The organism is Halorientalis pallida (assembly GCF_004118325.1).
Lineage (GTDB): Archaea > Halobacteriota > Halobacteria > Halobacteriales > Haloarculaceae > Halorientalis > Halorientalis pallida.
Map to the genome: position 1 here is coordinate 909,289 of NZ_RDFA01000001.1, position 22,412 is coordinate 931,700.

Genomic DNA, 22,412 nt, shown 5'->3' on the forward strand with positions numbered 1-22,412 from the left:
GCACGTAAAACAGGCACTGTCTGGGTCGGGCGGGGGCGGTGCGGATGCGGTGGCGGTTGCGGGGGGCACCAGCGTCCGGCGCGCTCCGCGCGCCGGTCACCGTCAGAGCGACGGTCTGACGAGCCCCCACTCGTTCCCTGTGGTCACTCGCGGGGATCGCGCGAGCGGCTTTGCCGCTCGTGCCCGTTTTTGCTCCAGCTTTTTTCGAGTAGTGAGGGACCGGAGGTCCCTCATACCATGCGAACGGGCCGCTTCGCGGCCCGTGAGCGGAGAGTGGTTCGCGCCAGCGGCGCGAACCCGACGCAGAAAACGGTGGGGCGGCAGGCTTATCGGTCCCTATCGCATGGGTCGGGTCATGAGCGACGACACGACACCGAGCGGGCGGCTCTCGACGGGCGTGGACCTGCTCGACAGCGGTCTCGGCGGGGGCGTCAGGGCTGGGAGTCTCGTCGCGGTGTCGGCACTGCCACGCGCACAGAGTGAGCCGCTCCTGTACGCGATGGCGGCCGCAAATTCGACCCGATATCTCTCGACGCTCCGGCCGGCCGAGGAGGTGGCCGACGCGTTGACCACGGCGGTCCCGATGGGGAAGGCGGCGCTGGACGTGGACGTGCGCACCGTCGACGGCGACGACGTGCTGGGGTCACCGGAGGAGTTTCTCGGCGGGCTGGACGCGGGCTCGCTGTTGATCGTCGACCCGACGACGGAACTGGAGCAGGGCGACCGGCACCGGTACAGGGAGTTCCTCGACACCTGCAAGCGGGCGCTCCGAATGACCGACAGCGTCGGACTGTTTCATTGCCACGAGAACACGCCGTCGGTCCTGCGTCGGGACATGACGCTCGCGCGGGCCGATCAGGTGTGGGACGTGCGGATGGACGTGGTGGATCGGTCGGTCAAGACCTGTCTGGCGGTCACGAAGGTCCGGGGCGGGACGCCGTTCGGGCTGGTCGAACTCACCTTCGACGAGGCGGGCGTGACCGCGATCGTCGGTCGGGACTAACACCAGACTTTTCTCCCGACCGAGCGGAGTGTGAGGTATGAGTGACCTTGCAGTGACGCTGTCCACGAACCATGGCGATATCGAGATCGACCTGTTCGACGAGCGCGCGCCCAAGACGGTCGAGAACTTCGTCAACCTCGCGGAACACGATCCCGCGGCCGACGACGAACCCGCCGTCGAGACCACGACATGGGAGGACCCCGAGACAGGCGAGACCCGCGGCGACTCGCTGTACGAGGGCGTCACCTTCCACCGGATCATCGACGGCTTCATGATTCAGGGTGGGGACCCGACAGGGACCGGCCGGGGCGGCCCCGGCTACGAGTTCGACGACGAGTTCCACCCCGAACTCCGCCACGACGGCCCCGGCAAGCTCTCGATGGCCAACAGCGGCCCCAACACGAACGGCTCGCAGTTTTTCATCACGCTCGACGCCCAGCCCCACCTTGACGACAAACACGCGGTCTTCGGTGAGGTGACCGAGGGGATGGACGTGGTCGAAGAGATCGGCGACGTGCCGACCGACGGGCAGGACAAGCCTCGCGATCCCGTCGAGATCGAGAGCGTCACGATCCACCGGTAGCGTCGACGACCGCTCACGTCCGGCGAGTGGTTCTCCCGGACCGAAAGCGACAACGGAAAGACCGGCCGGGACCAAACCGGTGACATGAGCGACGCGGACGGACCGGTGGACCCCAGCGAGATCGGCGAGCAGGACGCGCCGCCGGTCGCGGAGAAGCCGTACAAGATCATCTTCGAGGCGAACAAGTGCTTCGGCGCGGGCAAGTGCGCCGAGTACTCGGACAACTGGAACCTGGACATCTCGACGGGCATCGCCAAGCCGGAGACCTACTTCTTCGGCGAGGAGGAGCTCGATCACAACATCGCGGCCGCGGAGGCCTGTCCGGCGAAAAAGGACAGGGGAATCATCCACGTCGTCGACCGCCGGACGAACGAGGAGATCGCGCCCGATCCCGAGGGCGACGGGACGCTCAGCGTCGACTGGTAGTCAGCGGTGGGCGTTCTCGTCGCGGAGTGGCTGTGACGAGTCGGTCGTGTCCCGGAGTCCCTCCGCGTCTTCGGAACGGTACACGCCGGCGTTGCGGTGCTGATCGGCGTCCTCGACGAGGCGGTCGTCCTCGCGCTGGCGCTCGATCACGGTCCGGGCTTCGGCCCGGCTGATTCGCCCGACGACGCTCAGCACGGACTCGAGTTCGCGCTCGGGGACGCCGAGGTCGGTGTCGGCCGACGCGGTCGGGAGCCCGTCAACATCCTGCAGATAGCCGACGTAGGCTTCGGCGTCGGTCGAACCGCCGAGTTCGTCGTGCCACGCCGGCGGGTAGACGCTGATGCGGTCGTCGTCGAGTCGGTAGATCGCGCCGTCGTCGGCCCACTCGGTAGCGTCGGTGAGCGCGTCCTCGACTGTGGTCCGGAACGCATCGGCGTCGAAGGCGTAGTCGCGTTCGTCGGACAGACGCTGGGCGTAGGCGTCGAGCGTGTCGCGGTCGAGGCCCGCTGTTTCGGGATGGTGGCGTTCGATCAGCGCGAGCAGGTCGGTCGTCGTCATCGCCTCGCCCTCGTGTTCGATCTCGGCGACGACGGAGTCGGAGATGTCGGGCATGTGTGGGGGTAGGCCGAGGCGGTGGATAAGCCACTGGCCGGCACGTGCAGGCAGCGTCGTGGCGGACCGAAACCGACAAACCTCTCACGGATGGAGGGTCGAGTGTGCGAGGGTAGCCAAGCCTGGAAACGGCGGCGGACTTAAGATCCGCTCCCGTAGGGGTCCAGGGGTTCAAATCCCCTCCCTCGCATGAGACCGCGCCACACGTCGTGGCGCGGGTGAATCGTCTGATAGGTTTGAAGTAGACCGAGGCTCTGGGTGGGGCGCAGGTTCTCGGGCGTAGTTCAACTCCCCTCCCTCGCATGGAGTCGCGCCACACTTCGTCGCGCGCTGGTCGACACCACGGAGAGCCGATCAGTCTCGACCGGCATGGTCGGCAGTGTGATACGAGCGACCAACCGGTTGGAGGTCCGTACAACACTCTTACGGCCGATTCCGAACCACACCGCGTAGATACGTTCGTCAAGCTTCTAGTAAGTTGAAATAGAGTAGATAGTGTAAGTTAGGACGAATGCGCCAGGAGGAGACAGGGAATGAGAGAGACATCTATCGGAGTCGAGCACGAGGTATAGGGAGCGACTGGAGTACGGGGACTGGTCGTCGCGATCTTCGCGTCGTTCGGGCTCCTGTACCAGCTGATTCCCCGGGACGTGTTCGTCCTCTGTGGGGTGGTCGGGGTCGGCGGGGCGGTCGCCAGCGTCGTGCCGATCTACCTGCAGGAGAACCCGGGGCGTCGGACGAGCCTCAGGGTGGCACGGCTCTGTCTGGTCGGGGTGCTGGCCATCCCGTACGCGTACGCGGTCACGAATGTGGTGGGGGGCCCACTGACGCTGTTCTCGGCGCTGTTGATCTGTGCGCTGGCGACGGTGTTCTTCTACTACGCGTTCACCCTGCCGCTCGTGCTGGTGAGCTACGGCGAGGCCGACGCACCGGAGGCCGAACCACCGTATCCGTCGATCAGCGTCATCGTGCCCGCGTACGACGAGGCGGGGTGTATCGGGCCATCGGTCGAGGCGCTCTGTGGGTGTGACTACCCCGAGGAGAAGACGGAAATCATCGTCGTCGACGACGGGAGCACCGACGAGACGGCCTTCGAGGCGAACGTCTACGCCGACAGTCAGGTGACGCTGCTCCGGAAGGAGAATGGCGGGAAACACTCGGCGCTGAATCACGGGCTCGACCACGCCAGCGGGGACATCGTGGTCACCGTCGACGCCGATAGCCTGCTGGAACCGGCGGGCCTGAAACGGATCGCGGGGGCGTTCCAGGCGAACTTGGAGGTCGGGGCGGTGGCGGGCAACATCACCATCGCCAATCGCGGGCAGTTCATCACGGAATTACAGGAACTGGAGTACGTCGTCGGCATCCAGCTGTTCCGGCGGGCGTTCGACCTCTGTGACACCGTCACCATCGTTCCGGGCGCGTTCGGGGCCTACAGACGGAGTGCGCTCGAAGACGTGGGCCGGTTCGACGACGACACGCTGACCGAGGACTTCGACGCGACGATCAAGGTGCTCAAATGCGGGCGGATTACCAAGGCCAACGAGGCGCTCTGTCTCACGGAGGCCCCCGAGACGTGGCGAGACCGCTACAACCAGCGACTGCGGTGGTACCGGGGGCGGACCCAGACCCTGCTGAAACACCGCGACGTGTTCTGGTCGCCGCGCCACGGCATCCTCTACAGCCTGGCCTTTCCGATCGAGTTGTTCTCGAACGCCCGGCTCCCGTTCGTCGGGGTCCTGATTGTCGTCTCCATCGTCGGGGAACTCCTCTTCGGGTCGGTGGTACAGGTGCTGGCGCTGTTTACGTTCTGCACGCTGTTGCAGTTTCTCGTCTCCGTGCTCGCGGTGCGGATCGGTGACGGCGACGTCAGGTTGGCCGCGTTCGCGCCGCTGTTCGTGCTGGGCTACCGGCAGTTCCTCGACGCGGTGATGCTGAAGAGCGTCCTCGACGTGGTGGGCGGCCGCGAGATGGGCTGGACCGGGCCCAAGCGGACGGGGAAACTCGCCGCGGCGCTGGACCGCGGGGCGGACGAAGAGGCAGGAGATGCCGTCGACGGTCCCACGGGAGACTGAGTGGGGGTCCGACACAACGGGCTTTTGCCGCCCGCCCGCGTACGGGGCTGCAATGACAGACGAGATTCCGGAGCGGGCCGAGCGGGCGTTCGAGGGCCACGACGCCTTCGAGCGCGACGGCGGCGGCTACCGGGTGACGACGACGCGATTCGACGGAGACGTGACGGCCGAGGAGACCGAGGATTGGGCACTGGCTTACCGGCTCGTGGTCCGAACGCCGATGCTCTCGGCGGCCGTCGACGGCGACGTTGGCGACGCAGTCGAGGCGGGCTGGTTCGACACCTTCGAGCGCCGCCTCGAAGACGCACCGTCGGTCACCCGGGCAGACGTTGACCTCGACGCGGTGGTGCTCACCGAGGACGAGGACGAGGCGGTCGTCGCGTTCGAGTTCGAGTTCGGAAACGCCGACCACGCGCCGGACGTGGTGAAAGCCTTCGCGGAGTACGTCGAGGGGACCTACGTCGAGGGCGTCGTGCCGGGCTACGACTACGAGGGCGTCGTCGCGGACCTCCTGGGCAAGGCGGCGAGTCAGGGCGGCGACGGCGAGCGCGGCGGCACACCGCTGTAGGTCGGGATCAGAGCGCGAGGCCGTACTCGCGGACGATTGCGTAACCGGCCACCAGCGCGCCCCACGCGAGGACACCGACCAGCACGAGATCGAACGGGACGGCGTAGCCGAGGTTCCACGCGAGGACGAGCCCCTGGACCGCCGCCAGCAGGAGCATCGTCGCGACCGTGATGCCAGTCATCGTCCGCGGATCGGCGGGTGGATCGACCCGTGCCGACCACCGTAACACGACGTGAGTCAGGACCATCGCGACCGGCATGACCGCCACCACGACGGCCTTCGGGGCGAAGGTGTCGGGTTGCCCCGACGCCGAGAAGTGAATCGCCATCTCGGCGGGGAGGCGGGGGTAGACAGCGAGACCGGCCAGTGCCGTGAGCAGGGCCAGTCCGCCGGTGATGGCATCGAGGCGGGTCAGGGACTGGGCCATGGTGAAGCTGTCGGCTGGCAGAAACAAGTGCGTACCGGAGCGGTGCGGTGGCGGTCAGGACAGCATCCGGCGCGCGGAGCGCGCCGGTTCGCCGCGAGCGCGCCGCAGGCGCGACTCGCGGGGAGTTTTTCCCCAAGTTTTTGGAAGAGGGGGTGCGCCTGGCGCACCCCCTCTTATAAAAAGTGGGTGCTAGTCCATCGCGATGTACGTCTGCGTGCTCTCGATCCCGTCGATCTCCTGGATGCCGGAGGCGGCGACGTCCTTGACGGCGGCGGGGGAGTCGACCTCGACCTTGGCGATGAAGTCCACGTCGCCGGCGACGATGGAGGACTCGACGACGCCGTCGACCGCGTCGATGTCGGCTTTGATGCGGTCGGCGTCGCCGGCGTGGGCCTTGACCATGACGTAGGCGACGACCACCGTCAGACACCTCCAGCGGCCGCGGCGCGGCCCTGACTTTCGCCGACGACGATGCGGCGCACGTCGTCCAGCACGCCGAAGTCGGCGAGGACGACCAGCCGGTCACCGGCCTCCAGCGAGGCGTCGGCGTCGGGGAGGCCGTAGACCTCGTCCTGCTTGCCGAAGGCCAGGACGCGGGATTTGGCGGGCAGTTCGAGTTCGCTGAGGGTGTACCCCTGCATCGGCGAGTCGGCGGTGACGGTCAGTTCGACCATCTGGAGGTTGCGGGCGATGTCGGCGACGGCGCGGATCGAGCCGCCCAGCAGCGCGTTCTTGGCGGCGATGGCACCCAGCCGTTCGGGGTAGATCACCTCGTCGACCTCGGAGGCGTACTTCCGGTAGATGTCCTCGCGGTAGTCCTCGTCGATCCGCAGGACCGTGCGACAGCCGTGGTGTTTGGCGATCATGCAGGCGATGAAGTTGTCGTTCAGGTCGCCCGAGAGCGCGCCCAGCGCGTCCGCAGTCGCCAGGTCGGCCTTCGCGAGAACCTCCTCGGTGGAGCCGTCGCCCTCGATCACGTCGAACCCTTCCTTGCGGGCGCGGTCGACCGAGGTCGGGTCGTCCTCGACGACGACGACCTCGTGGCCGCTCTCCTGTAAGACGCGGGCGGTCCGGAGCCCGACGCGACCGGCACCCACGATAACGAATCTCATATGGCACATTCTGCCACGGGACGGCTTAAAGCTATCCCGGTGGCCCTCGCGATCGCGGTGCGGGCGGGCATCGCGTCCGGATAAAAGCTTTTGATGTGTGGTAGAGTAGCAAGGGCCATGGTCCGGGCCTACATCATGGTGAAGACGGCGGCGGGCAAATCGGAGGCACTACTGGAAGCGACGCGGACGCTTCCCGGTGTCACCGAGGCACACGTCGTCGCCGGGAAGTACGACATCATCATCGAGGCCCAGGGCGAGGAGGTCTACGACGTGATGCACTCGGTCGCGACGGACGTACGCGACCTCGACGGAGTCGCGGACACGCGAACCTACATCTGCCTGGAGTAGTCGGCCGGCGGTGATCGCCGGGCGGCCCGTCACCCGCCGCCGTGGCGGTCGCGGACTGCCTCCCGCTGGGTCGTCACCCGCCGCGGCAGTGTCCCGTGGGCGAAATCGAACGCGTCGCCCGGGTCGGGCTCTGGGACCGCTTCGGCGGCCGCGACAGCCCGGTCGATCGCCCGCTCGGCACCTGCCCGGGCGCGCTCACGGAACTGCTCGTCGACGATACCTTCCGCCCGACAGTACTCGGCGAACCGGTCGACGGGGTCCCGGGTGCGCCACTCGGGCAGATCCGGCTCCGACCGGTAGCGGTCGGGATCGTCGCTGGTGGTGTGTGGCCCCTGCCGGTAGGTCAGGCTCTCGACGAGGAGCGGGCCGTCACGCCGCACCCGGTCGAGCGCGTCGGCGACGACCTCGCGGACCGCCAGCGGGTCGTTGCCGTCGACCTGCCGGCCCGCGAACCCGTAAGCCTCGGCCTTCGCGGCGATGGATGGCGCGGCAGTCTGCCGCTCCCGCGGCGTGCTGATCGCCCAACCGTTGTTCTCACAGAAGAACAGGACGGGCGCGTCGAACACGCCCGCGAAGTTCATCGCTTCGTGGAAGTCGCCCTCGCTGGTCGCACCGTCTCCGAGGTACGCGAGCACGGCGTGGTCGGCGTCGCGGTAGTCGGCGGCCATCCCGGCACCGACGGCGTGTGGGAGTTGCGTGGCGATAGGCACGGCCTGGGGGAAGACTGGGAGGTCGTGGTTCGAGTGGAACTCGGGGTGGCCCCGGCGAAAGAGGAGGAGATCGGTCGGCGGGACGCCGCGGGCGAACTGGAGCGCGTTGGCCCGGTAGGTCGGGAAGAGCCAGTCGTCGTCGGTCATCGCCCGGGCGGCACCGACCTGTGAGGCCTCCTGGCCGCGGAACGGGGGATAGCCGCTCATCCAGCCCCGGCGCTGGAGCGCCAGGGCGCGGTCGTCGAAGACACGGGCGCGGATCAGCTCCGCGAGGAGGGTGCGGGCGGTGTCGGCCTCGCTCGGGTCCGCGATGGATCGCTCCCCGACGACCCGGTGCATGGCCCCACACAGGTCGCGACGGCGCTTAAACGCGGGGGCCGGTCGGGAATCCGACACCCCCAAGGAGTCCCGGTCCGTAACGGGGGTATGGTCTCGGCCGTCGACATCGCCGGGTTGCTGGTCATCGTGGGACTCAACACCGCCATCGCGGCGCTGGCGACCCGCTTTTTCCGCGTCCGACTGAACACGCAGTGGGGGAGTGCGCTCTACGCCGTGGTCCTCACGCCCGTCCCGCTGGTCGGGACGACGATCCTGCTCGGGAGCATCCTCGGCCCGAACCTCGGGAGCGCGAGCACCGTGCTGGCGATCACGGTGCTCGTGCCCCTCGCCATCGGCATCGCCTTCGACTTCTTCTGGATGCCCGCACCGGACGACGTGAGCGTCCCGGACAACCGCCGACAGCGGACTTAACGCCGGCGCTCGATCTCGTCGCGCGCGGCGGCGAGGACCGCATCGGGTGATTGCGTGGCGTCGATCCGGACGAACCGGTCCGGTTCGGCCTCGATCAACCGCTCGTAGTTGTCCTGCACGCGAGTCAGATAGTCTGCGGCCTCGAACTTGTTGGTCGCGCCGCTGCGGTCGGCCCCCGTCTCGGGGTCCACGTCGAAGTAGAGCGTCAGGTCGGGCGCGCGTGTGAACGGGTCGTGGACGCGCTGGACGTACGCCATCGGGTCCTCGATCTCTCCCCGGAGGGTCGCGCCCTGATAGGCGTACCGCGAATCGGAGTAGCGGTCGGAGATCACGAGGTCGCCGGCCGCCAGCGCGGGGCGGACGACCCGCGAGAGGTGGTCGGCGTGGTCGGCGGTGTAGAGGAACAGTTCCGCGAGCGGGTCGGCGTCGTCGTCCCCGATGGAACGGGCGACGGCCTCGCCGTACCAGGAGTCGGTGGGCTCGCGCGTGAAGGTGACCGGACCGTCGAGTTCCTCGCGTAAGCCCTCCCAGACGGTGGTCTTGCCGCTGCCGTCGATCCCCTCCAGTGTCATGAGCATGCCGGTGCTGGGCGGTCAGTGCTTGTAAATCGGCCGCTCCCGGTCAGTCGGGGGGTAGAAGTCGGATTTGTCCTTCCGGTGTGGGGAGGCGTCTTTGAGCTTCGCGACCTTGGCGGGACTGCGGTCCCGGACGATGACCACGTCGTAGGACTCCTCGGCGGCGACGCTACTGCCGACACTGGAGAGGGAGGTGACCAGGTGGCCCACGTTCTCGCTGCCGATGAACACCATCGAGGCGTCCTCGTGTTCGGCCAGCTTCCGCAGGCGCCTGGCGATCTCACCGGGGGGAGCGCGTTTGTCGACGACGCGGTGGCGGAAGTTGGCCGTCGGGCACAGCTCGGTCACCTGCCGGTGGAGTCGCGAGACGACGGTCCCCAGGTCGGGGTCCTCGTCGGCCTCGATCCAGTCGTGTCCGCGCGCGTACTCGGCGTTATCCTTCGGGATCACGCTGACGGCCAGCACGTCCTCCTCGAAGACGATCCCGAACGCCGTGGCGCGAACCAGGGCAGCCTCGGCCAGCGGAGACCCGTCGAACGGAACGACCAGCGTCGTACCCGAAATCCCTCTGCAGACCTGATATATTTGCGGACGGTTCTCGACCCGTGAAGACGCCGGGACCTGTGGCCGCCGTCGGATACCCGACTGGTCGCACGGTACTTTTAAACATATAAAAGCCGAAGCGTATTCCGTATGAACGTTCTCGTCGTCGGCGGCAGCGGTTTCATCGGGACGAATCTGAGCAGGGAGTTGAACGAGCGCGGCCACGACGTGACGGTCCTGTCACGCGATCCGGAGGGCGAGGGGCTCCCGGCGGGCGTCGACGCGGTTTCGGGCGACGTCACCGCCTACGACTCCATCGAGGGGGCCTTCGAGGGCATGGACGCGGTGGTGTATCTGGTCGCGCTCTCGCCGCTGTTCAAGCCAAAGGGCGGCAACGAGAAACACTTCGAGATCCACACCGAGGGGACGCGCCACGTCGTCCAGGCGGCAGAGGAACACGGCGTGGACCGGTTCGTCCACATGAGCGCGCTGGGCGCCGATCCGGACGGGCCGACGGCATACATCCAGGCGAAAGGCCAGGCCGAGGACATCGTGACTGGCTCCGAACTGGACTGGGTGATCTTCCGTCCCTCCGTGGTGTTCGGTGAGGGCGGCGAGTTCGTCTCGTTCACCAAGAAGCTCACGCCGCCCGGGCTCGCGCCGTTGCCCGGCGGCGGCAAGAAGACGAACTTCCAGCCGATCTGGGTGGGCGACCTCGTGCCGATGCTCGCCGACGCGATGGAGGACGACGACCACGTCGGCGAAACCTACGAGATCGGCGGGCCCGAGGTGCTGTCGCTCCGGGAGATCGCCAAGATGGTCCGGGGCAGTGTGATCCTCCCGGTCCCGATGGGGCTGGCCGGCGTCGGCCTCAAGGTCGCGGGGTCGATTCCCGGGTTCCCGATGGGCGGCGACCAGTACCGCTCGTTGCAGTTCGACAACACGACCAGCGACAACGACGTCGCGACCTTCGGCGTCGACCGCCAGGAGCTGACGACGCTCGGGGAATACCTCGATTCGAGGGCGTAAGCACCCATTTTCCCGGGCGCTAAGCCCCGATTAACTGGGCTGCTTTCAGGCGGTTGTGTGTTAAACTCGGTATTCTATTTGCTGATATTTGGGGGTAAAACTTATAGCCGTAATGTGACTGTTTCCTTCCACACGGAGACGAGTCATGAAACTCGCGATGATCGGTTTCGGCCAGGCGGGCGGGAAAATCGTCGACAAGTTCCTGGAGTACGACGAGCGAACCGGGAGCGGGATCGTCCGCTCCGCGGTCGCCGTCAATACCGCTAAAGCCGACCTACTGGGCCTCGAACGCGTACCGCAAGACAACCGGGTGCTGATCGGACAGGCCCGGGTGAAAGGACACGGTGTCGGCGCCGACAACGAGCTCGGCGCCGAGATCGCGGAGGAAGACATCGACGAGATCCAGGGTGCGATCGACAACATCCCGGTTCACGAAGTCGACGCCTTCCTCATCGTCGCCGGCCTCGGCGGCGGGACCGGGTCGGGGGGCTCCCCCGTCCTGGCGAAACATCTCAAACGTATCTACACCGAACCGGTGTACGGAATGGGCGTCCTGCCCGGTGGCGACGAAGGTGGGATCTACACCCTCAACGCCGCTCGATCCTTCCAGACGTTCGTCCGGGAGGTCGACAACCTGCTGGTGTTCGACAACGACGCCTGGCGGAAATCCGGAGAGAGCGTGCAGGGCGGCTACGACGAGATCAACGACGAGATCGTCAAGCGCTTCGGCATCCTCTTCGGCGCGGGCGAAGTCGAACAGGGCGGCGCAGTGGCGGAGAGCGTCGTCGACTCCAGCGAGATCATCAACACGCTCGCGGGCGGCGGCGTCTCCACTGTCGGCTACGCCGCCGAGGAGGTCGAGCCCGAGAAGGACGGCGGCGGGTTGCTCTCGCGGTTCAAGGGCGACGACACCGACGACGGCATGGACACCGCCAACACCACGAACCGCATCACCAGCCTCGTCCGCAAGGCAGCGCTGGGACGGTTGACCCTGCCCTGTGAGATCGACGGGGCCGAGCGGGCACTGCTCGTGCTGAGTGGCCCGCCCCGACACCTCAACCGGAAAGGGATCGAGCGCGGTCGGAAGTGGCTCGAAGAGCAGACCGGGAGCATGGAGGTTCGCGGTGGCGACTACCCGGTCCCCGAGTCGGGCTACGTCGCGAGCGTCATCCTGCTGTCCGGCGTGCACAACGTGCCCCGCATCAAGGAGCTCCAGCAGGTGGCCATCGAGGCCCAGGACAACATCGACGAGATCCGGCAGGAAAGCAAAGCGAATTTAGAGGAGTTAGTCGAGGACGATGATGATGAACTCGATCCCCTGTTCTAAACGGAGCATCGTATTCCTACTACTCGCGGTCGCGGTCGTGGGTGCGGTCGGGACAGCGGCTGCTGTCACGGTCACGGAGGACGACGTACCCAACGAAGTCGAAGCGGAGACCGGTACGAGCGTGACGGTGACGCTGGACGAGCCGTACGAGGGTGCGCCCAGCGAGTGGACCCTCCGGGCCGAGACGAACCTGACGGGGGAACGGACCTGGCAGATTAGCAAGCGGAAGTTCGGCGGATCCGGGATCGAGAACGAGAGCGGCTCCGGCACGAGCATCGAGACCGCGGTGAGTCAGAGCAACGACGACGAGTCGATCACACTCACCGTCACCGGCACGATGCCCAACCGGTCGGTGTACAACTACGAGCCCCAGCAGAACCTCTCGGCGATCACGCTCTACCGCGTGACCGACAGCGGCGAGACGGAGATCGGGACGGTTCACGTCCCCTACTACACCGAGCAGAGCAAGGAGGCTCGCGAACAGATCGATCAGGCGAAGGCGGCCATCGACCAGGCCGGGAGCGTCTCCGACTCGACCCGGAGCGACTACCAGAGCGCGATCGAGTTCTACAACAGCGGGCAGTTCCAGAGCGCGATCCGTGAGGCGAACAGCGCCGAGCAGTCGGCCAAACAGACCAAGCAGTCCCAGCAGACGACCCAGCTGCTCATCTACGGTGGCGTGGGCGTCCTGGCGCTGGCGTTGATCGGTGGCGGCGTCTGGTACTGGCGCAACCAGCAGGACGACTACGACAAGCTGCGCTGATGGACGTTCTCGTCCCCCTGGCCGTCGACGAGCCGAAAACCCGGCTCGCGGGGACGCTCACTTCTGCCGAACGGACGGCGTTCGCTCGCGCGACGTGTGCGGACGTACTCGACTCGATCCGTGGGAGTGGCCACGCTCCCGAAGTGCTCGCCACTGCGGCCGTCGACGTGGACGCTCCCGTCCGGGTCGACGACCGACCGCTGACGGAGGCGGTGAACGCCGCGCTCGACGACGCGTTCGAGGCGGGGGCCGAACGCGTCGGAATCGTCATGGCCGATCTGGCACTCGTGACGCCGACCGCGCTCGGCCGGCTGTTCGGGGCCGACGGCGACGTGGTGCTGGCCCCGGGCCGTGGCGGCGGGACGAACGCCGTCGTCGTGAGCGAGCCGGAGTTCCGGACGGACTACCACGGTGCGTCGATCCGCGACCACCGCGAAGCCGCCCGGGCCGTCGGTGCCGACGTGACGGAAGTCGACAGCTTCCGGCTCGCGACCGACGTGGACGAGCCCGACGACCTCGTGGAGGTGCTGTTACACGGCGAGGGACGGGCTCGCGAGTGGCTGGTCGACGCCGGGTTCGAGGTCGCGACGGACGGGCGCGCGACCGCGACGCGCGCACAAGAGTGAAGAGTCAGGAACCCCGACCGAAACCTGTGATTCCGGGGACCGACGAGTACGGCGTCGACCTGACCGTCAACGACGACGACGTCGAACGACTGCTCGACGTGACGCCCGCGGACGTGGACCCGGCCCCCGAACTCTCCTTCTGCCGGAACGTGTTCGTCCCGTTGACGACGGCCTGCCGGTACACCTGCACGTACTGCACCTACTACGACCCGCCGGGACAGGCCACGCTGATGAGTCCCGAAGCGATCCGGGAGACGGTCCGGCGCGGGGCCGACGCCGGCTGTACGGAGGCGCTGTTCACTTTCGGCGACGACCCCGACGACCGGTACGACGGGATACACGACCAGCTCGCGGAGTGGGGGCACGAGTCGATCCACACGTACCTGCGGGAGGCCTGCGAGATCGCCCTGGAAGCGGGGCTGCTCCCCCACGCCAATCCCGGCGACCAGACCAGAGAGCAGATGGCCGAGGTCGCGGACCTGAACGCCTCGATGGGCGTCATGCTGGAGACCACTGCCGAAGTACAGGCCCACGGCGGCCCGCGCGCGAAGAACCCGGGCCAGCGACTCCACACCATTCGGACGGCGGGCGAACTCGGCGTGCCCTTCACGACGGGCATCCTCGTCGGGATCGGGGAGGGCTGGGAAGACAGGGCAGAGTCACTGCTCGCGATCCGTGAACTCCACGAGCGCCACGGGCACGTCCAGGAGGTGATCGTCCAGCCGGTCGTCGACAACGAGCGCTGGCGCGGCGGCTCGCCGACCGTCGACACGCTCCGCCGTGCGGTCGCGATGGCCCGCTACTGCCTGCCCGAGTCCGTGAGCGTGCAGGTGCCGCCGAACCTCGCACCCGCCCGCGAGGTGGTCGACTGCGGAATCGACGATCTCGGCGGCGTGTCGCCGGTCACCGTCGATCACGTCAACCCCGACTACGAGTGGCCCGGGCTGGACGAACTCCGGGCGATCGCCGACCACGCGGGCGTCCCGCTCCGGGAGCGCCTGCCCGTGTACGACCGCTACGCGACCGACGAGTGGCTCTCGGACCGGATCGCCGCGGCGATCGGCGCTCCCGATGCGGCCGGCGACCGGTTCCGGGCCGTCCGGGACCGTGGCCGGAACCCGACCAGTGCATCGTCCGATTGATACTGGTTCGATATTTCCGACTCCCGTCCCCGAAATCTCCAGTTATCAGCTTCGGAAACGAAACGCGAAGTTGATCCCTGCCCAGTCGAAATTGGAGGCAATCAGCGGGCGGTCGCTGTCACCGAACGATGGCCTGGGAATACACGCCGTACACGATCCCGTTCGCAGTGACGGTACTGTGCAGTCTCGTGTTCGGCGGGTACCTGCTGTACGACGCGCACTGCCGGGGCTGGGACGCGAGTGTCGGCTCGCTCGCCGTCGTCAGTCTCGGGACGCTCGTGTGGGCGGGCGCTGCGCTGGTGCAGGTGTCGACCACCTCGTTTTCGCTGATGGTCGGGGCCGAGCAGTGGACCTACGTCGGCACGCCGATCGTCGTGATCGGCTGGTTCGTGTTCACCGCCAGCTACACCGATCACGACGATCTGCTGTCGGTGCCCGTGATCGGGTCGCTTACCCTAGTCCTCGGCGTCGGGACGGCCCTCGCGCTCACGAACGACCTGCACCAGTTCATGTGGGTGGCACCGGCCGTCGTCGATCACGGGTCGTTCACCTCCCTGACCTACGAGAGGACGGTCGCGTACTACCTGTTCGTGAGCGTCTCGTTCGGCGTCGCACTGCTGGGCGTCGCCTTGCTGGGGCGGTTCATGCTCACGTCGCCGACGCTGTACCGGAGTCAGATGGCGGCCCTGATCGTCGCGGCTGCCGCACCTATCGTCGTGAGCCTGTGGGTCGTCCTCGGACTTGGGCCCCACGCCACGGTCGAACTCTCGCCCATCGCCTTCACCTTCTCCGTGGCCGCGTTCATCTTCGCGATCAAACGCTACCAGTTGCTCGACCTGGAACCGATCGCCCGGACACGCGTCGTCGAGAACATGCGCGAGGGGTACGTCGTCCTCGGCGCCGACGAGCGGATCGTGGACCTGAACCCCTCCGCCCAGTGGCTCCTGGAAGTCGACGAGACCGTGATCGGGTCCGGCGTGCGGTCCGTCCTCCCCGAGATCGAACCGCTGCTCGACGGTGACGATGGGACCGGGACGGAACTGTCGGTCGAGGTCGCCGGCGAGCGCCGCTACCTGGCGGCCAACCGCTCGGCACTGTCCGAGACGGACGAGGGGCTGGGCAGCCTGCTCCTCCTGCGGGACGTGACCGAACGCCGTCAGGTCGAGAAGCGCTACCAGGAGCTCATCGAGCACTCGACGGACGTGATCGCCGTGCTCGACGAGGACTGGACGGTCACCTACGCCAGCCCGTCACACGAGACGGTGCTGGGGATCGACCCGGACACCATCGTCGGTGAACGCGTCGCCGAGCACATCCACCCCGACGACCGACCACAACTCCGCGAGCGGTTCGCGTCGCTGGTCGACGAGCCCGGGGCCACCGTGCGCTTCGAGTTCCGGATCTCGGACGCCGACGGCGAGTGGCGCGTCCTCGAAGGGATCGCACGGAACCTGCTGGAGAACTCCGTCGTCAGAGGCGTCGTGGTCAACTCCCGGGATATCACCGAACGGAAACACCGCGAACGGGAACTGGAACGGCAGAACGGACGGCTCGAGGACTTCGCTAACGTCGTCTCTCACGACCTCCGGAACCCCCTCCAGATCGCCGAGGGCTACCTGGACGAGGCCCGCCGCACCGGCGACGAGGACGCCTTCGAGCGGGTCGAGACCGCACACGACCGCATGGAGACGATCATCGCCGACGTGCTGGAACTCGCTCGACAGGGACGGACCGTCGGTGAGACCGAACCGGTATCGGTCGCGACCGTCGCCAACGAGGCGTGGGCGACGGTCCGGACCGACGGGGCGACGCTCACGGTGACCGACGACACCCACGTCGAGGCCGACCCCGACCGGCTGCGCCGATTGTTCGAGAATCTGTTTCGGAACGCCGTGGAACACGGTGGTCCCGACGTGACTGTCACCGTCGGTCCACTCGCCGACGGCGCTCCCGCCAGCGATGCGAGCAGGGGTCAGCGAACCGACCGCGCTCGCAGGGGATTCTACGTCGAAGACGACGGCCCGGGCATCCCCGAGTCCGAGCGCGAGGCCGTCTTCGAGTCGGGCTTCACGACGGACACGGACGGGACGGGCTTCGGCCTCACTATCGTCAAGGGAATCGCCGAGGCCCACGGCTGGGACGTGGCGGTGACGGACAGCGCGGTCGAGGGCGCGGCCGCGGTGACCGACGACACACGGGCGGCACCCGGGGAGACCGAGCGACACGGCGACAGCGGCGGTGCCCGGTTCGAGTTCCGCCCGCGGGAGGAGGCGGCCCCCGACGTGTCGTAGTCCCACCCCTCTTCTCGAGGTCACTCGAAAGAGGTCGCCGTGCCATCCTCGTCGGGTTCCGGGGTGCCGTCCAGCGCGCGGAGTTCGCGAAACACCGTCGCCTCGATCTTCCGGAGGTGCTCGCCGACGTTGGCGGCCGAGCAGTCCAGTTCGTCGGCCAGTTCCCGGTGGGTCACCCGGCGCGGATCCGCGTAGTAGCCCTGTTCGACGGCGACCGTGAAGATCTCGCGCTGTCGCTCGGTCAGCTTCTCCAGCAGTTGCGCGGCGTCGGGATAGGAGGTCCCGGTTCGGACGATCTCCACGTCGATGGCCTCGGGCAACTCCGCGAGTTTCTCGCGGAAACCGCTGTCGTGCCCGACGTAGGTCACCTCCACCGTCTTCTGATCGACGATACTGATGGGCCACTTGACGAACACGTCCGAGGAACGTCGCGTCTGCATCAGCGTCCGTGCGAACTCCGTCGGCTCGATGGAGAGGTATGCGTACCACGTGCGCTCCCCCGAGAGACTGCACTCCCGGACTGGGTCCGCGGCCGCCACGATGGCCTCGAACCGCTCCCGGTCACCGCCCCCCTCCGCGAGGACGACGAGGGTCCCGTCGTCGAGGAGATCGGCCCGGTGGACCCGCTGGACGGACACCACGGGGTCGGCGAGCAACTCCCCCACGAACGGGTGGAACTGCGGCGCCTCCAGCGAGAGCCGAACGGTCACGTGTCGCATCGTCCGATCGTTATCCCAACTGTGAGATATTTCTTTTGCCGGTGCAAAGTGGAGAAGGGGGGATGGGGAATCGATCGGCGGCGACAGCCACCGAATCAGGGATTCCTGGGCCGTACACTCCAATTGGCCCGTCCGCACCTCCCGGATAGAGTGGGACCTATATTGGATTTTGACCCGCCTATTCAAAGTGGATTTATATGCATTCGTTCCTGAAGGAATGTGCTTATAAACGAGTGGTAGTGGTCGAACGGCCACCGTTCGCGGTCGGGGACTCGACAAGTCCTCAGTGGTCCCGGAGGAGTGGCGTGCCGTCGGCCCGTGGGCCGAGTCTGGGGCCGAGGGTGTCCGCGCCGGGGTCGACGCGGCGTCGGTGTTCGTAGTCGGTCGAGCGTTCGACGGGGATGCGGCCGATGGCGGCGATCATGTCTGCGTACTCCCGGATCGAGCGACACTCGCCGAAGCCGCCGCCGGCGCGTTTGGTGATCTCCTCGGAGAGGATCGTCCCCATGAAGTCGTCGGCCCCACAGGTGAGCATCTTCAGCCCCTGGGCGTCGCCGTACTTCACCCACGAGGACTGAACGTGCTCGATGTTGTCCAGATAGAGCCGCGAGACGGCGATCATCAACTCGTCCTCGTGAGTGGTCGCGCCGCCGGTCACCATCCCCCGCTCGGCCAGGGGCGTCTCCTCGTGGACGAACGAGAGGGGGACGAACTCCGTGATGGCTCCAGTCCGATCCTGGAGGTCTCGGACACGGTCCAGGTGCAGGGCACGGTGGGCCTCGTTCTCGACGTGGCCGTACATGATCGTCGCCGTCGTGTCGAGGCCGACGGTGGCGGCCGCCTCCATCGCTTCGAGCCACTCGTCGGTCCCGATCTTCCCCGGACAGATGACTTCCCGCACCTCGTCGACCAGGATCTCGGCGGCAGTCCCCGGCACCGAATCGAGGCCTGCCGCCTTCAGCCGACGGAACACCTCCTCGTAGGACCAGTCGGTCCCCCGGCGGGCGTGGTAGGCCTCCTCGGGCGTCATCGAGTGGACGTGGACGCCGCCGACGTTCATCGCCGCGATCTGTTCGACGTAGTTTCCGGGGTCGGTCTCGTACTCGGCTGGTGGGCGGTAGTTCAGGTCGCCCCGCTCGCTCGTCTCCAGGATCTCGCGGTGTTCCTCGTCCAGCGCGAACGCGGGGTGGAGGCCGGAGACGGAGGTCACCTCGTAGATGCCGCGTTCGACGGCGTCGGCGACGATCTCGCGGGACTCGGCGGGCGTCTTGGTGAATCCGCCGTGATCCGCTCCATTGCTCGTCCGAAACTGCTCGGAGCGGTCCTTGAAGTTACAGAACAGACAGCCAGTGTTGCAGGCGGTGGTGACGTTGTTGTTGAGGTTGGCGACGAAAGTGACCTCTTCGCCGACGACCTCGGCGCGGCGGCGGTCGGCGGCTTCGAGGACGCGTTCTTTCCGCTCGCGGTCGATGCCCGGCCGGTCGGTGCCGGTCGTGAGCAACTCGATCCCGTCCGCGACGGTGAGCCGGTCGCCGGCCCGGGCCTTCGCGAGCGCGTTCTCGAACGACTGGTCGGTCTCGGGGCGGTGCTGGAAATCGAACTCGCCCCGCGGAACCGACGGCGTAACCGCATCAGACATTGACTCGTGGCAGGGGCGGGACCCCTATATACGTGGCGCCATCCTTCCACCTTTTTCCCGCTCGTGTTCGCGCTTCGCGCGAACCACTCGCGGCAAAAAACGTGGGCGAAAAAGGCCGACTGCTCGGCTTCGCCTCGCAGTCGGTGAACCGCGCTCGCTTCGCTCGCGCGGATGCTGGTGTTCGGTACAGATGCTGTACTGATCGAGTCAAGAATTTCGTGGGGATTCCTCTGACACGCTACAAACGGTACGCAGTCTTTGTTCTGACCGAGAGCTTCAATCCAACAAGGGGGAGAGCATGAGTTTCGTTCGATTACGACTCCTGTTCGTCACTGAAAGCGTCATATTCGAGTTTTGTGAAGACCGCGAGTGGCAGTGATCCAAGCCCGGCACCCAGTGCGAGGAGGACGAACAGGAGCATCGCAAACCCGCCATGCGCTCCACTCTGAACGGCCAGCCAATAGCCCAGCGCGGGGCCGCCGATGACCAGTGCGCAGGCGAGTATTGGGACCGCAAGTGACCGCTTTTCCCGGGGTGTTGCCACGTATGCACCGGAGATCACGCCTGCTGTGATCGGGGCAAGTCCAAGCACGAACGTCAGTCGGTTACGGGCCATGCCCACGAGAGTTGGATTGCCAGCATTGTATGGCGGGAGCGTAACCACAAGATCGTACCAGATGAACCCCACCGCGAGTGGATACAGAACGGCGAGCGTGAGGAGTGCAGACACAACTCCACAGAGATCAGAACGTAGAGATGTCTTTACACACAGTGTCATCGTCCCTGGCAGAAGCAGTGAAAATACTCCGGCATGAAGGAGGACGGCATTGACCGACAGTGAATACCCGTGGAAAAGCTCTCCGCTGAGGAGATATTCGGTTAGGATGGATGTGGTTCCAAGAACGGATAGCGATAGACGGGGACGGCGACCGAAATAGTACATATATCGGATCGATATCAATATAGTAAATGTCTTCTGATTGACTCTACCCTGCCGTCGGCTAACATACTTAGAAGTTGGTGATTGATAGGCAGTCCAAATCTATCGGCAGTTGTCCACTATTCGCGCTGAAACTAGCATCCGCGCGAGCGAAGCGAGCGCGGTTCACTGAATCGAGGCCGAAGGCCGGGATTCAGCCTTTTTCGCCCACGTTTTTGCCGCGAGTGGTGGCCGCAGGCCACCCGAGCGGAAAAAAGGTGGCTAGTCGTCGTCGGCCCCGATCCCGAGATTCAGGTCGGTCGCCTCCTCGTCGTCAACGTCGGTTTCGGGGATGGCGGCCTCCAGTTCGACGGTGACGGTACAGCCCCGGTCGGTGTTCTCGAACTCGATGTCGCCCTGCGAGAGGTCGACGATCCAGTCGACCAACCAGAGGCCGATGCTGGAGCCGTGTTCGAGGGCGGTCTCCTCGCGGCGTTCGAGGACTTCGATCTCCTTGTAGGGGATGCCGGGGCCGTTGTCGGCGACGCGGATGGTCGCGTGGTCGTCGCCGCAGTCGGCGGTGACGACGACCTGTGGGTCTTCGGAGTCGTTGTGCATCGCGGCGTTCTCGATCACGTTCTCGACGGCGTGGGACACGGCCCAGTGGGCGTGGACGGGACAGGTGTCGGGGAGGTCGGTCTCGAAGGAGACGTCGGGGAACTCCCGGCGGGTGGTCTCGATGGCGTCGGTGGCCATCTCTACGACGTCGAACTCGCTGCGGGTGCGCTCGCCCGAGAGGAGTTTCTCGACGGTGCGGGCCTTCTCGCTGGCGTCGAGCAGGTTGTCGCTCTTGTCCATGATCGTCTGGAGCCGTTCGGCCTGCAGGCCGGAGGTCTCCTCGGCGAGCATCTGGGCGTTGGCCTTGACCACCGAGAGGTCGTTGCGGACGTTGTGCCGGAGGACGCGGGAGAGGACCTGCTTGAGCAGGTCGAGTTCCTGCTGTTTCTGCCGGAGGTCGGTCACGTCGTAACACAGCACCGTCCAGCCGAGGTGCTCGCCGTCGTCGTCGAGGCTGGACACCCGGACGACGAAGGTGCGGGAGACGCCGTTGATGGCGGTCGTGAACTCGTGGCCGTCGAGCAAGTCGGCGACGCCCGCGGCCGAGGCCGCGGTGCCGGCCGCGCCGCCGCGAACGCTCGGCAACGACTCGGAGAGTTCGACCACGCCGACGATACCGCGGCCGACGGCTTCGTCGGTCAGGCCGAGGACGAGTTTCGCCGCCTCGTTCAACTCGATGACGGTCCCGTCGACGCTGTAGACGAGGATGGCGCCGTCGATGGCCTCGATGAGGCTGTTCTCGGGTAGGGAGACCACGTCGTAGTTGCCGAAGCGGACCACGCCGAGGACGACGAAGCTGTTGACCAGGACGTACACCAGCGGATGGGGTTCGTAGGGGAGGTCGAGGAAGGCGAAGCCGACGGCGAAGAGGAGGCCGGCCGCGCCACCCAGGACCAGCATCGTGTTGCGCCAGCGGTAGAGTCGCTGCTCCGAACGGAGCGTGAAGGCGACCAGCAGGCCGACGCTGGCGACCAGCAGGCCCAGCGAGTAGAGACTCTGAACGATCGCGGCCGGCCCGGTCGTGAAGACGATGGGCGAGAGGAACGCGTCCGTAGTCGTGACCGACGCCGACGACCAGTACAGCGAGTGCAGTCCCGGCACCGCCGGCGCGGTGTTGGTCACGAGCAGACCGACGCTGACCGCCAGCGGGCCGCCGGCCAGCGCGAGCGTCGGGCGACGAGCCAGCACCGCCCGTTCGGTCCAGGCGACCACGAACAGGTACCAGAGGAAGACGACGACCGCCGCGAGGACGCCGAACAGCTTCCAGAAGATCACCTTCGTCGTCACCGTCGGCGCGACCAGCGAGAGCAGGTACAAAAGCGACTGCAGACTGCCCAGCACCGCGGCGGCGAGCAGGTACTCCAGTCCCCGGACGTTCCGGTTCGTCCAGTACACGTACGCGAAAGCCGCCATCACCACCGTACTGAACAGGTACCAACCCGCCCACAGCGCGTTCGCCAGCATCCGTGCTATCGACCATCGGCTACAAACCAACTTGTAGGTTCGCCCCGAATTTTCAGTTTTGATTCCACACGGAAAGCCCGTGCAATCACGGGGGCTCGTCGGCGGGTCGGCGTCGGTCGGACCCGCAAAGTCGGCGATAGTAA

At 66.6% G+C, this 22,412-nt stretch carries 24 protein-coding genes and 1 tRNA gene; 14 read left to right on the plus strand and 11 right to left on the minus strand.

What is annotated here, in order from left to right:
• Nucleotides 1-355 precede the first annotated feature (355 nt).
• From EAF64_RS04890 to EAF64_RS04900, 3 genes are all read left to right on the plus strand, one after another.
• Entirely contained in the window at nt 356-1,003 is a 648-nt protein-coding gene (locus EAF64_RS04890) for an RAD55 family ATPase (RefSeq protein ID WP_129067828.1), read from the plus strand.
• A gap of 37 nt (nt 1,004-1,040) precedes the next feature.
• On the plus strand, nt 1,041-1,586 hold the full coding sequence (locus EAF64_RS04895; protein ID WP_129067829.1) for a peptidylprolyl isomerase: 546 nt from the start codon (nt 1,041-1,043) through the stop codon (nt 1,584-1,586).
• An 84-nt stretch (nt 1,587-1,670) separates the two neighbouring features.
• The gene (locus EAF64_RS04900) at nt 1,671-2,012 is read left to right on the plus strand and encodes a ferredoxin (protein ID WP_129067830.1); all 342 of its coding nucleotides are present in this window, start codon (nt 1,671-1,673) and stop codon (nt 2,010-2,012) included.
• Here the strand turns inward: EAF64_RS04900 and EAF64_RS04905 are convergent, their stop codons facing one another.
• Nucleotides 2,013-2,624, minus strand: coding sequence for a hypothetical protein (locus EAF64_RS04905; protein ID WP_193767570.1), 612 nt, complete (start codon nt 2,622-2,624; stop codon nt 2,013-2,015).
• 106 nt (nt 2,625-2,730) lie between these two features.
• On the opposite strand from EAF64_RS04905, the gene EAF64_RS04910 reads away from it, so the two are divergent.
• The 3 genes from EAF64_RS04910 to EAF64_RS04920 all read left to right on the plus strand — a co-directional run bounded on the left by EAF64_RS04910 (nt 2,731) and on the right by EAF64_RS04920 (nt 5,267).
• Nucleotides 2,731-2,814: transfer RNA gene (locus tag EAF64_RS04910), tRNA-Leu, on the plus strand.
• A 460-nt stretch (nt 2,815-3,274) separates the two neighbouring features.
• The gene (locus EAF64_RS04915; RefSeq protein WP_193767571.1) at nt 3,275-4,699 is read left to right on the plus strand and encodes a glycosyltransferase; all 1,425 of its coding nucleotides are present in this window, start codon (nt 3,275-3,277) and stop codon (nt 4,697-4,699) included.
• A gap of 52 nt (nt 4,700-4,751) precedes the next feature.
• Complete coding sequence (locus EAF64_RS04920; protein ID WP_129067832.1) at nt 4,752-5,267, plus strand: DUF5813 family protein; 516 nt, start codon at nt 4,752-4,754, stop codon at nt 5,265-5,267.
• A gap of 7 nt (nt 5,268-5,274) precedes the next feature.
• Here EAF64_RS04920 and EAF64_RS04925 read toward each other — a convergent pair whose 3' ends face one another.
• The 3 genes from EAF64_RS04925 to EAF64_RS04935 all read right to left on the minus strand — a co-directional run bounded on the left by EAF64_RS04925 (nt 5,275) and on the right by EAF64_RS04935 (nt 6,806).
• Entirely contained in the window at nt 5,275-5,694 is a 420-nt protein-coding gene (locus EAF64_RS04925) for a DUF1648 domain-containing protein (RefSeq protein ID WP_129067833.1), read from the minus strand.
• A gap of 189 nt (nt 5,695-5,883) precedes the next feature.
• Nucleotides 5,884-6,114, minus strand: coding sequence for an Lrp/AsnC family transcriptional regulator (locus EAF64_RS04930; RefSeq protein WP_129067834.1), 231 nt, complete (start codon nt 6,112-6,114; stop codon nt 5,884-5,886).
• Nucleotides 6,115-6,116: 2 nt separating this feature from the next.
• On the minus strand, nt 6,117-6,806 hold the full coding sequence (locus EAF64_RS04935) for a potassium channel family protein (protein ID WP_129067835.1): 690 nt from the start codon (nt 6,804-6,806) through the stop codon (nt 6,117-6,119).
• Between the two features lie 117 nt (nt 6,807-6,923).
• Between EAF64_RS04935 and EAF64_RS04940 the strand changes: the two genes are divergently transcribed.
• Complete coding sequence (locus tag EAF64_RS04940; RefSeq protein WP_129067836.1) at nt 6,924-7,154, plus strand: Lrp/AsnC family transcriptional regulator; 231 nt, start codon at nt 6,924-6,926, stop codon at nt 7,152-7,154.
• Between the two features lie 29 nt (nt 7,155-7,183).
• On the opposite strand, the gene EAF64_RS04945 is transcribed toward EAF64_RS04940, so the two are convergent.
• Nucleotides 7,184-8,203, minus strand: a complete 1,020-nt coding sequence (locus tag EAF64_RS04945) for a thiamine pyrophosphate-dependent enzyme (protein ID WP_129067837.1) — start codon at nt 8,201-8,203, stop codon at nt 7,184-7,186.
• 87 nt (nt 8,204-8,290) lie between these two features.
• Between EAF64_RS04945 and EAF64_RS04950 the strand changes: the two genes are divergently transcribed.
• On the plus strand, nt 8,291-8,614 hold the full coding sequence (locus tag EAF64_RS04950) for a hypothetical protein (RefSeq protein WP_129067838.1): 324 nt from the start codon (nt 8,291-8,293) through the stop codon (nt 8,612-8,614).
• Here EAF64_RS04950 and tmk read toward each other — a convergent pair.
• Together tmk and EAF64_RS04960 are read right to left on the minus strand one after the other, a co-directional pair.
• A complete protein-coding gene (tmk, locus tag EAF64_RS04955) occupies nt 8,611-9,192 on the minus strand; it encodes a dTMP kinase (protein WP_129067839.1) in 582 nt (193 codons plus the stop codon). The genes EAF64_RS04950 and tmk overlap by 4 nt on opposite strands.
• Nucleotides 9,193-9,207: 15 nt before the next feature.
• A complete protein-coding gene (locus tag EAF64_RS04960; protein ID WP_129067922.1) occupies nt 9,208-9,753 on the minus strand; it encodes a universal stress protein in 546 nt (181 codons plus the stop codon).
• Between the two features lie 129 nt (nt 9,754-9,882).
• Between EAF64_RS04960 and EAF64_RS04965 the strand changes: the two genes are divergently transcribed.
• From EAF64_RS04965 to EAF64_RS04990, 6 genes are all read left to right on the plus strand, one after another.
• Nucleotides 9,883-10,761, plus strand: coding sequence for a complex I NDUFA9 subunit family protein (locus EAF64_RS04965; RefSeq protein ID WP_129067840.1), 879 nt, complete (start codon nt 9,883-9,885; stop codon nt 10,759-10,761).
• Nucleotides 10,762-10,906: 145 nt separating this feature from the next.
• The gene (locus tag EAF64_RS04970) at nt 10,907-12,088 is read left to right on the plus strand and encodes a tubulin/FtsZ family protein (RefSeq protein ID WP_129067841.1); all 1,182 of its coding nucleotides are present in this window, start codon (nt 10,907-10,909) and stop codon (nt 12,086-12,088) included.
• Entirely contained in the window at nt 12,066-12,851 is a 786-nt protein-coding gene (locus EAF64_RS04975; RefSeq protein WP_129067842.1) for a hypothetical protein, read from the plus strand. Before EAF64_RS04970 ends, EAF64_RS04975 begins: the two co-directional genes overlap by 23 nt.
• The gene (gene cofC, locus EAF64_RS04980; protein ID WP_129067843.1) at nt 12,851-13,477 is read left to right on the plus strand and encodes a 2-phospho-L-lactate guanylyltransferase; all 627 of its coding nucleotides are present in this window, start codon (nt 12,851-12,853) and stop codon (nt 13,475-13,477) included. Before EAF64_RS04975 ends, cofC begins: the two co-directional genes overlap by 1 nt.
• Before the next feature lie 26 nt (nt 13,478-13,503).
• The gene (cofG, locus tag EAF64_RS04985) at nt 13,504-14,619 is read left to right on the plus strand and encodes a 7,8-didemethyl-8-hydroxy-5-deazariboflavin synthase subunit CofG (RefSeq protein WP_129067844.1); all 1,116 of its coding nucleotides are present in this window, start codon (nt 13,504-13,506) and stop codon (nt 14,617-14,619) included.
• A gap of 128 nt (nt 14,620-14,747) precedes the next feature.
• Complete coding sequence (locus EAF64_RS04990; RefSeq protein ID WP_129067845.1) at nt 14,748-16,910, plus strand: histidine kinase N-terminal 7TM domain-containing protein; 2,163 nt, start codon at nt 14,748-14,750, stop codon at nt 16,908-16,910.
• A 20-nt stretch (nt 16,911-16,930) separates the two neighbouring features.
• On the opposite strand, the gene EAF64_RS04995 is transcribed toward EAF64_RS04990, so the two are convergent.
• The 4 genes from EAF64_RS04995 to EAF64_RS05010 all read right to left on the minus strand — a co-directional run bounded on the left by EAF64_RS04995 (nt 16,931) and on the right by EAF64_RS05010 (nt 22,269).
• Nucleotides 16,931-17,629, minus strand: a complete 699-nt coding sequence (locus tag EAF64_RS04995) for a helix-turn-helix domain-containing protein (protein ID WP_129067846.1) — start codon at nt 17,627-17,629, stop codon at nt 16,931-16,933.
• 283 nt (nt 17,630-17,912) lie between these two features.
• The gene (cofH, locus tag EAF64_RS05000; protein ID WP_129067847.1) at nt 17,913-19,268 is read right to left on the minus strand and encodes a 7,8-didemethyl-8-hydroxy-5-deazariboflavin synthase subunit CofH; all 1,356 of its coding nucleotides are present in this window, start codon (nt 19,266-19,268) and stop codon (nt 17,913-17,915) included.
• Nucleotides 19,269-19,581: 313 nt separating this feature from the next.
• Nucleotides 19,582-20,211, minus strand: a complete 630-nt coding sequence (locus EAF64_RS05005; RefSeq protein WP_129067848.1) for a hypothetical protein — start codon at nt 20,209-20,211, stop codon at nt 19,582-19,584.
• A 258-nt stretch (nt 20,212-20,469) separates the two neighbouring features.
• Nucleotides 20,470-22,269 carry a sensor histidine kinase gene (locus EAF64_RS05010; RefSeq protein WP_129067849.1) on the minus strand — a complete coding sequence of 600 codons (1,800 nt, stop codon included), beginning with the start codon at nt 22,267-22,269 and terminating at the stop codon, nt 20,470-20,472.
• Nucleotides 22,270-22,412 lie beyond the last annotated feature (143 nt).

Coding starts and splice junctions, on each gene's coding strand:
- EAF64_RS04925 (WP_129067833.1), bottom strand. CDS start 5,694: ATGGCCCAGTCCCTGACCCGCCTCGATGCCATCACCGGCGGACTGGCC.
- EAF64_RS04935 (WP_129067835.1), bottom strand. CDS start 6,806: ATGAGATTCGTTATCGTGGGTGCCGGTCGCGTCGGGCTCCGGACCGCC.
- EAF64_RS04990 (WP_129067845.1), top strand. CDS start 14,748: ATGGCCTGGGAATACACGCCGTACACGATCCCGTTCGCAGTGACGGTA.
- cofC (WP_129067843.1), top strand. CDS start 12,851: ATGGACGTTCTCGTCCCCCTGGCCGTCGACGAGCCGAAAACCCGGCTC.
- EAF64_RS04995 (WP_129067846.1), bottom strand. CDS start 17,629: ATGCGACACGTGACCGTTCGGCTCTCGCTGGAGGCGCCGCAGTTCCAC.
- EAF64_RS04920 (WP_129067832.1), top strand. CDS start 4,752: ATGACAGACGAGATTCCGGAGCGGGCCGAGCGGGCGTTCGAGGGCCAC.
- EAF64_RS04940 (WP_129067836.1), top strand. CDS start 6,924: ATGGTCCGGGCCTACATCATGGTGAAGACGGCGGCGGGCAAATCGGAG.
- EAF64_RS05010 (WP_129067849.1), bottom strand. CDS start 22,269: ATGCTGGCGAACGCGCTGTGGGCGGGTTGGTACCTGTTCAGTACGGTG.
- EAF64_RS04905 (WP_193767570.1), bottom strand. CDS start 2,624: ATGCCCGACATCTCCGACTCCGTCGTCGCCGAGATCGAACACGAGGGC.
- EAF64_RS05005 (WP_129067848.1), bottom strand. CDS start 20,211: ATGTACTATTTCGGTCGCCGTCCCCGTCTATCGCTATCCGTTCTTGGA.
- EAF64_RS04945 (WP_129067837.1), bottom strand. CDS start 8,203: ATGCACCGGGTCGTCGGGGAGCGATCCATCGCGGACCCGAGCGAGGCC.
- cofH (WP_129067847.1), bottom strand. CDS start 19,268: ATGTCTGATGCGGTTACGCCGTCGGTTCCGCGGGGCGAGTTCGATTTC.
- EAF64_RS04970 (WP_129067841.1), top strand. CDS start 10,907: ATGAAACTCGCGATGATCGGTTTCGGCCAGGCGGGCGGGAAAATCGTC.
- EAF64_RS04890 (WP_129067828.1), top strand. CDS start 356: ATGAGCGACGACACGACACCGAGCGGGCGGCTCTCGACGGGCGTGGAC.
- EAF64_RS04900 (WP_129067830.1), top strand. CDS start 1,671: ATGAGCGACGCGGACGGACCGGTGGACCCCAGCGAGATCGGCGAGCAG.
- EAF64_RS04950 (WP_129067838.1), top strand. CDS start 8,291: ATGGTCTCGGCCGTCGACATCGCCGGGTTGCTGGTCATCGTGGGACTC.
- EAF64_RS04965 (WP_129067840.1), top strand. CDS start 9,883: ATGAACGTTCTCGTCGTCGGCGGCAGCGGTTTCATCGGGACGAATCTG.
- EAF64_RS04975 (WP_129067842.1), top strand. CDS start 12,066: ATGAACTCGATCCCCTGTTCTAAACGGAGCATCGTATTCCTACTACTC.
- tmk (WP_129067839.1), bottom strand. CDS start 9,192: ATGCTCATGACACTGGAGGGGATCGACGGCAGCGGCAAGACCACCGTC.
- EAF64_RS04895 (WP_129067829.1), top strand. CDS start 1,041: ATGAGTGACCTTGCAGTGACGCTGTCCACGAACCATGGCGATATCGAG.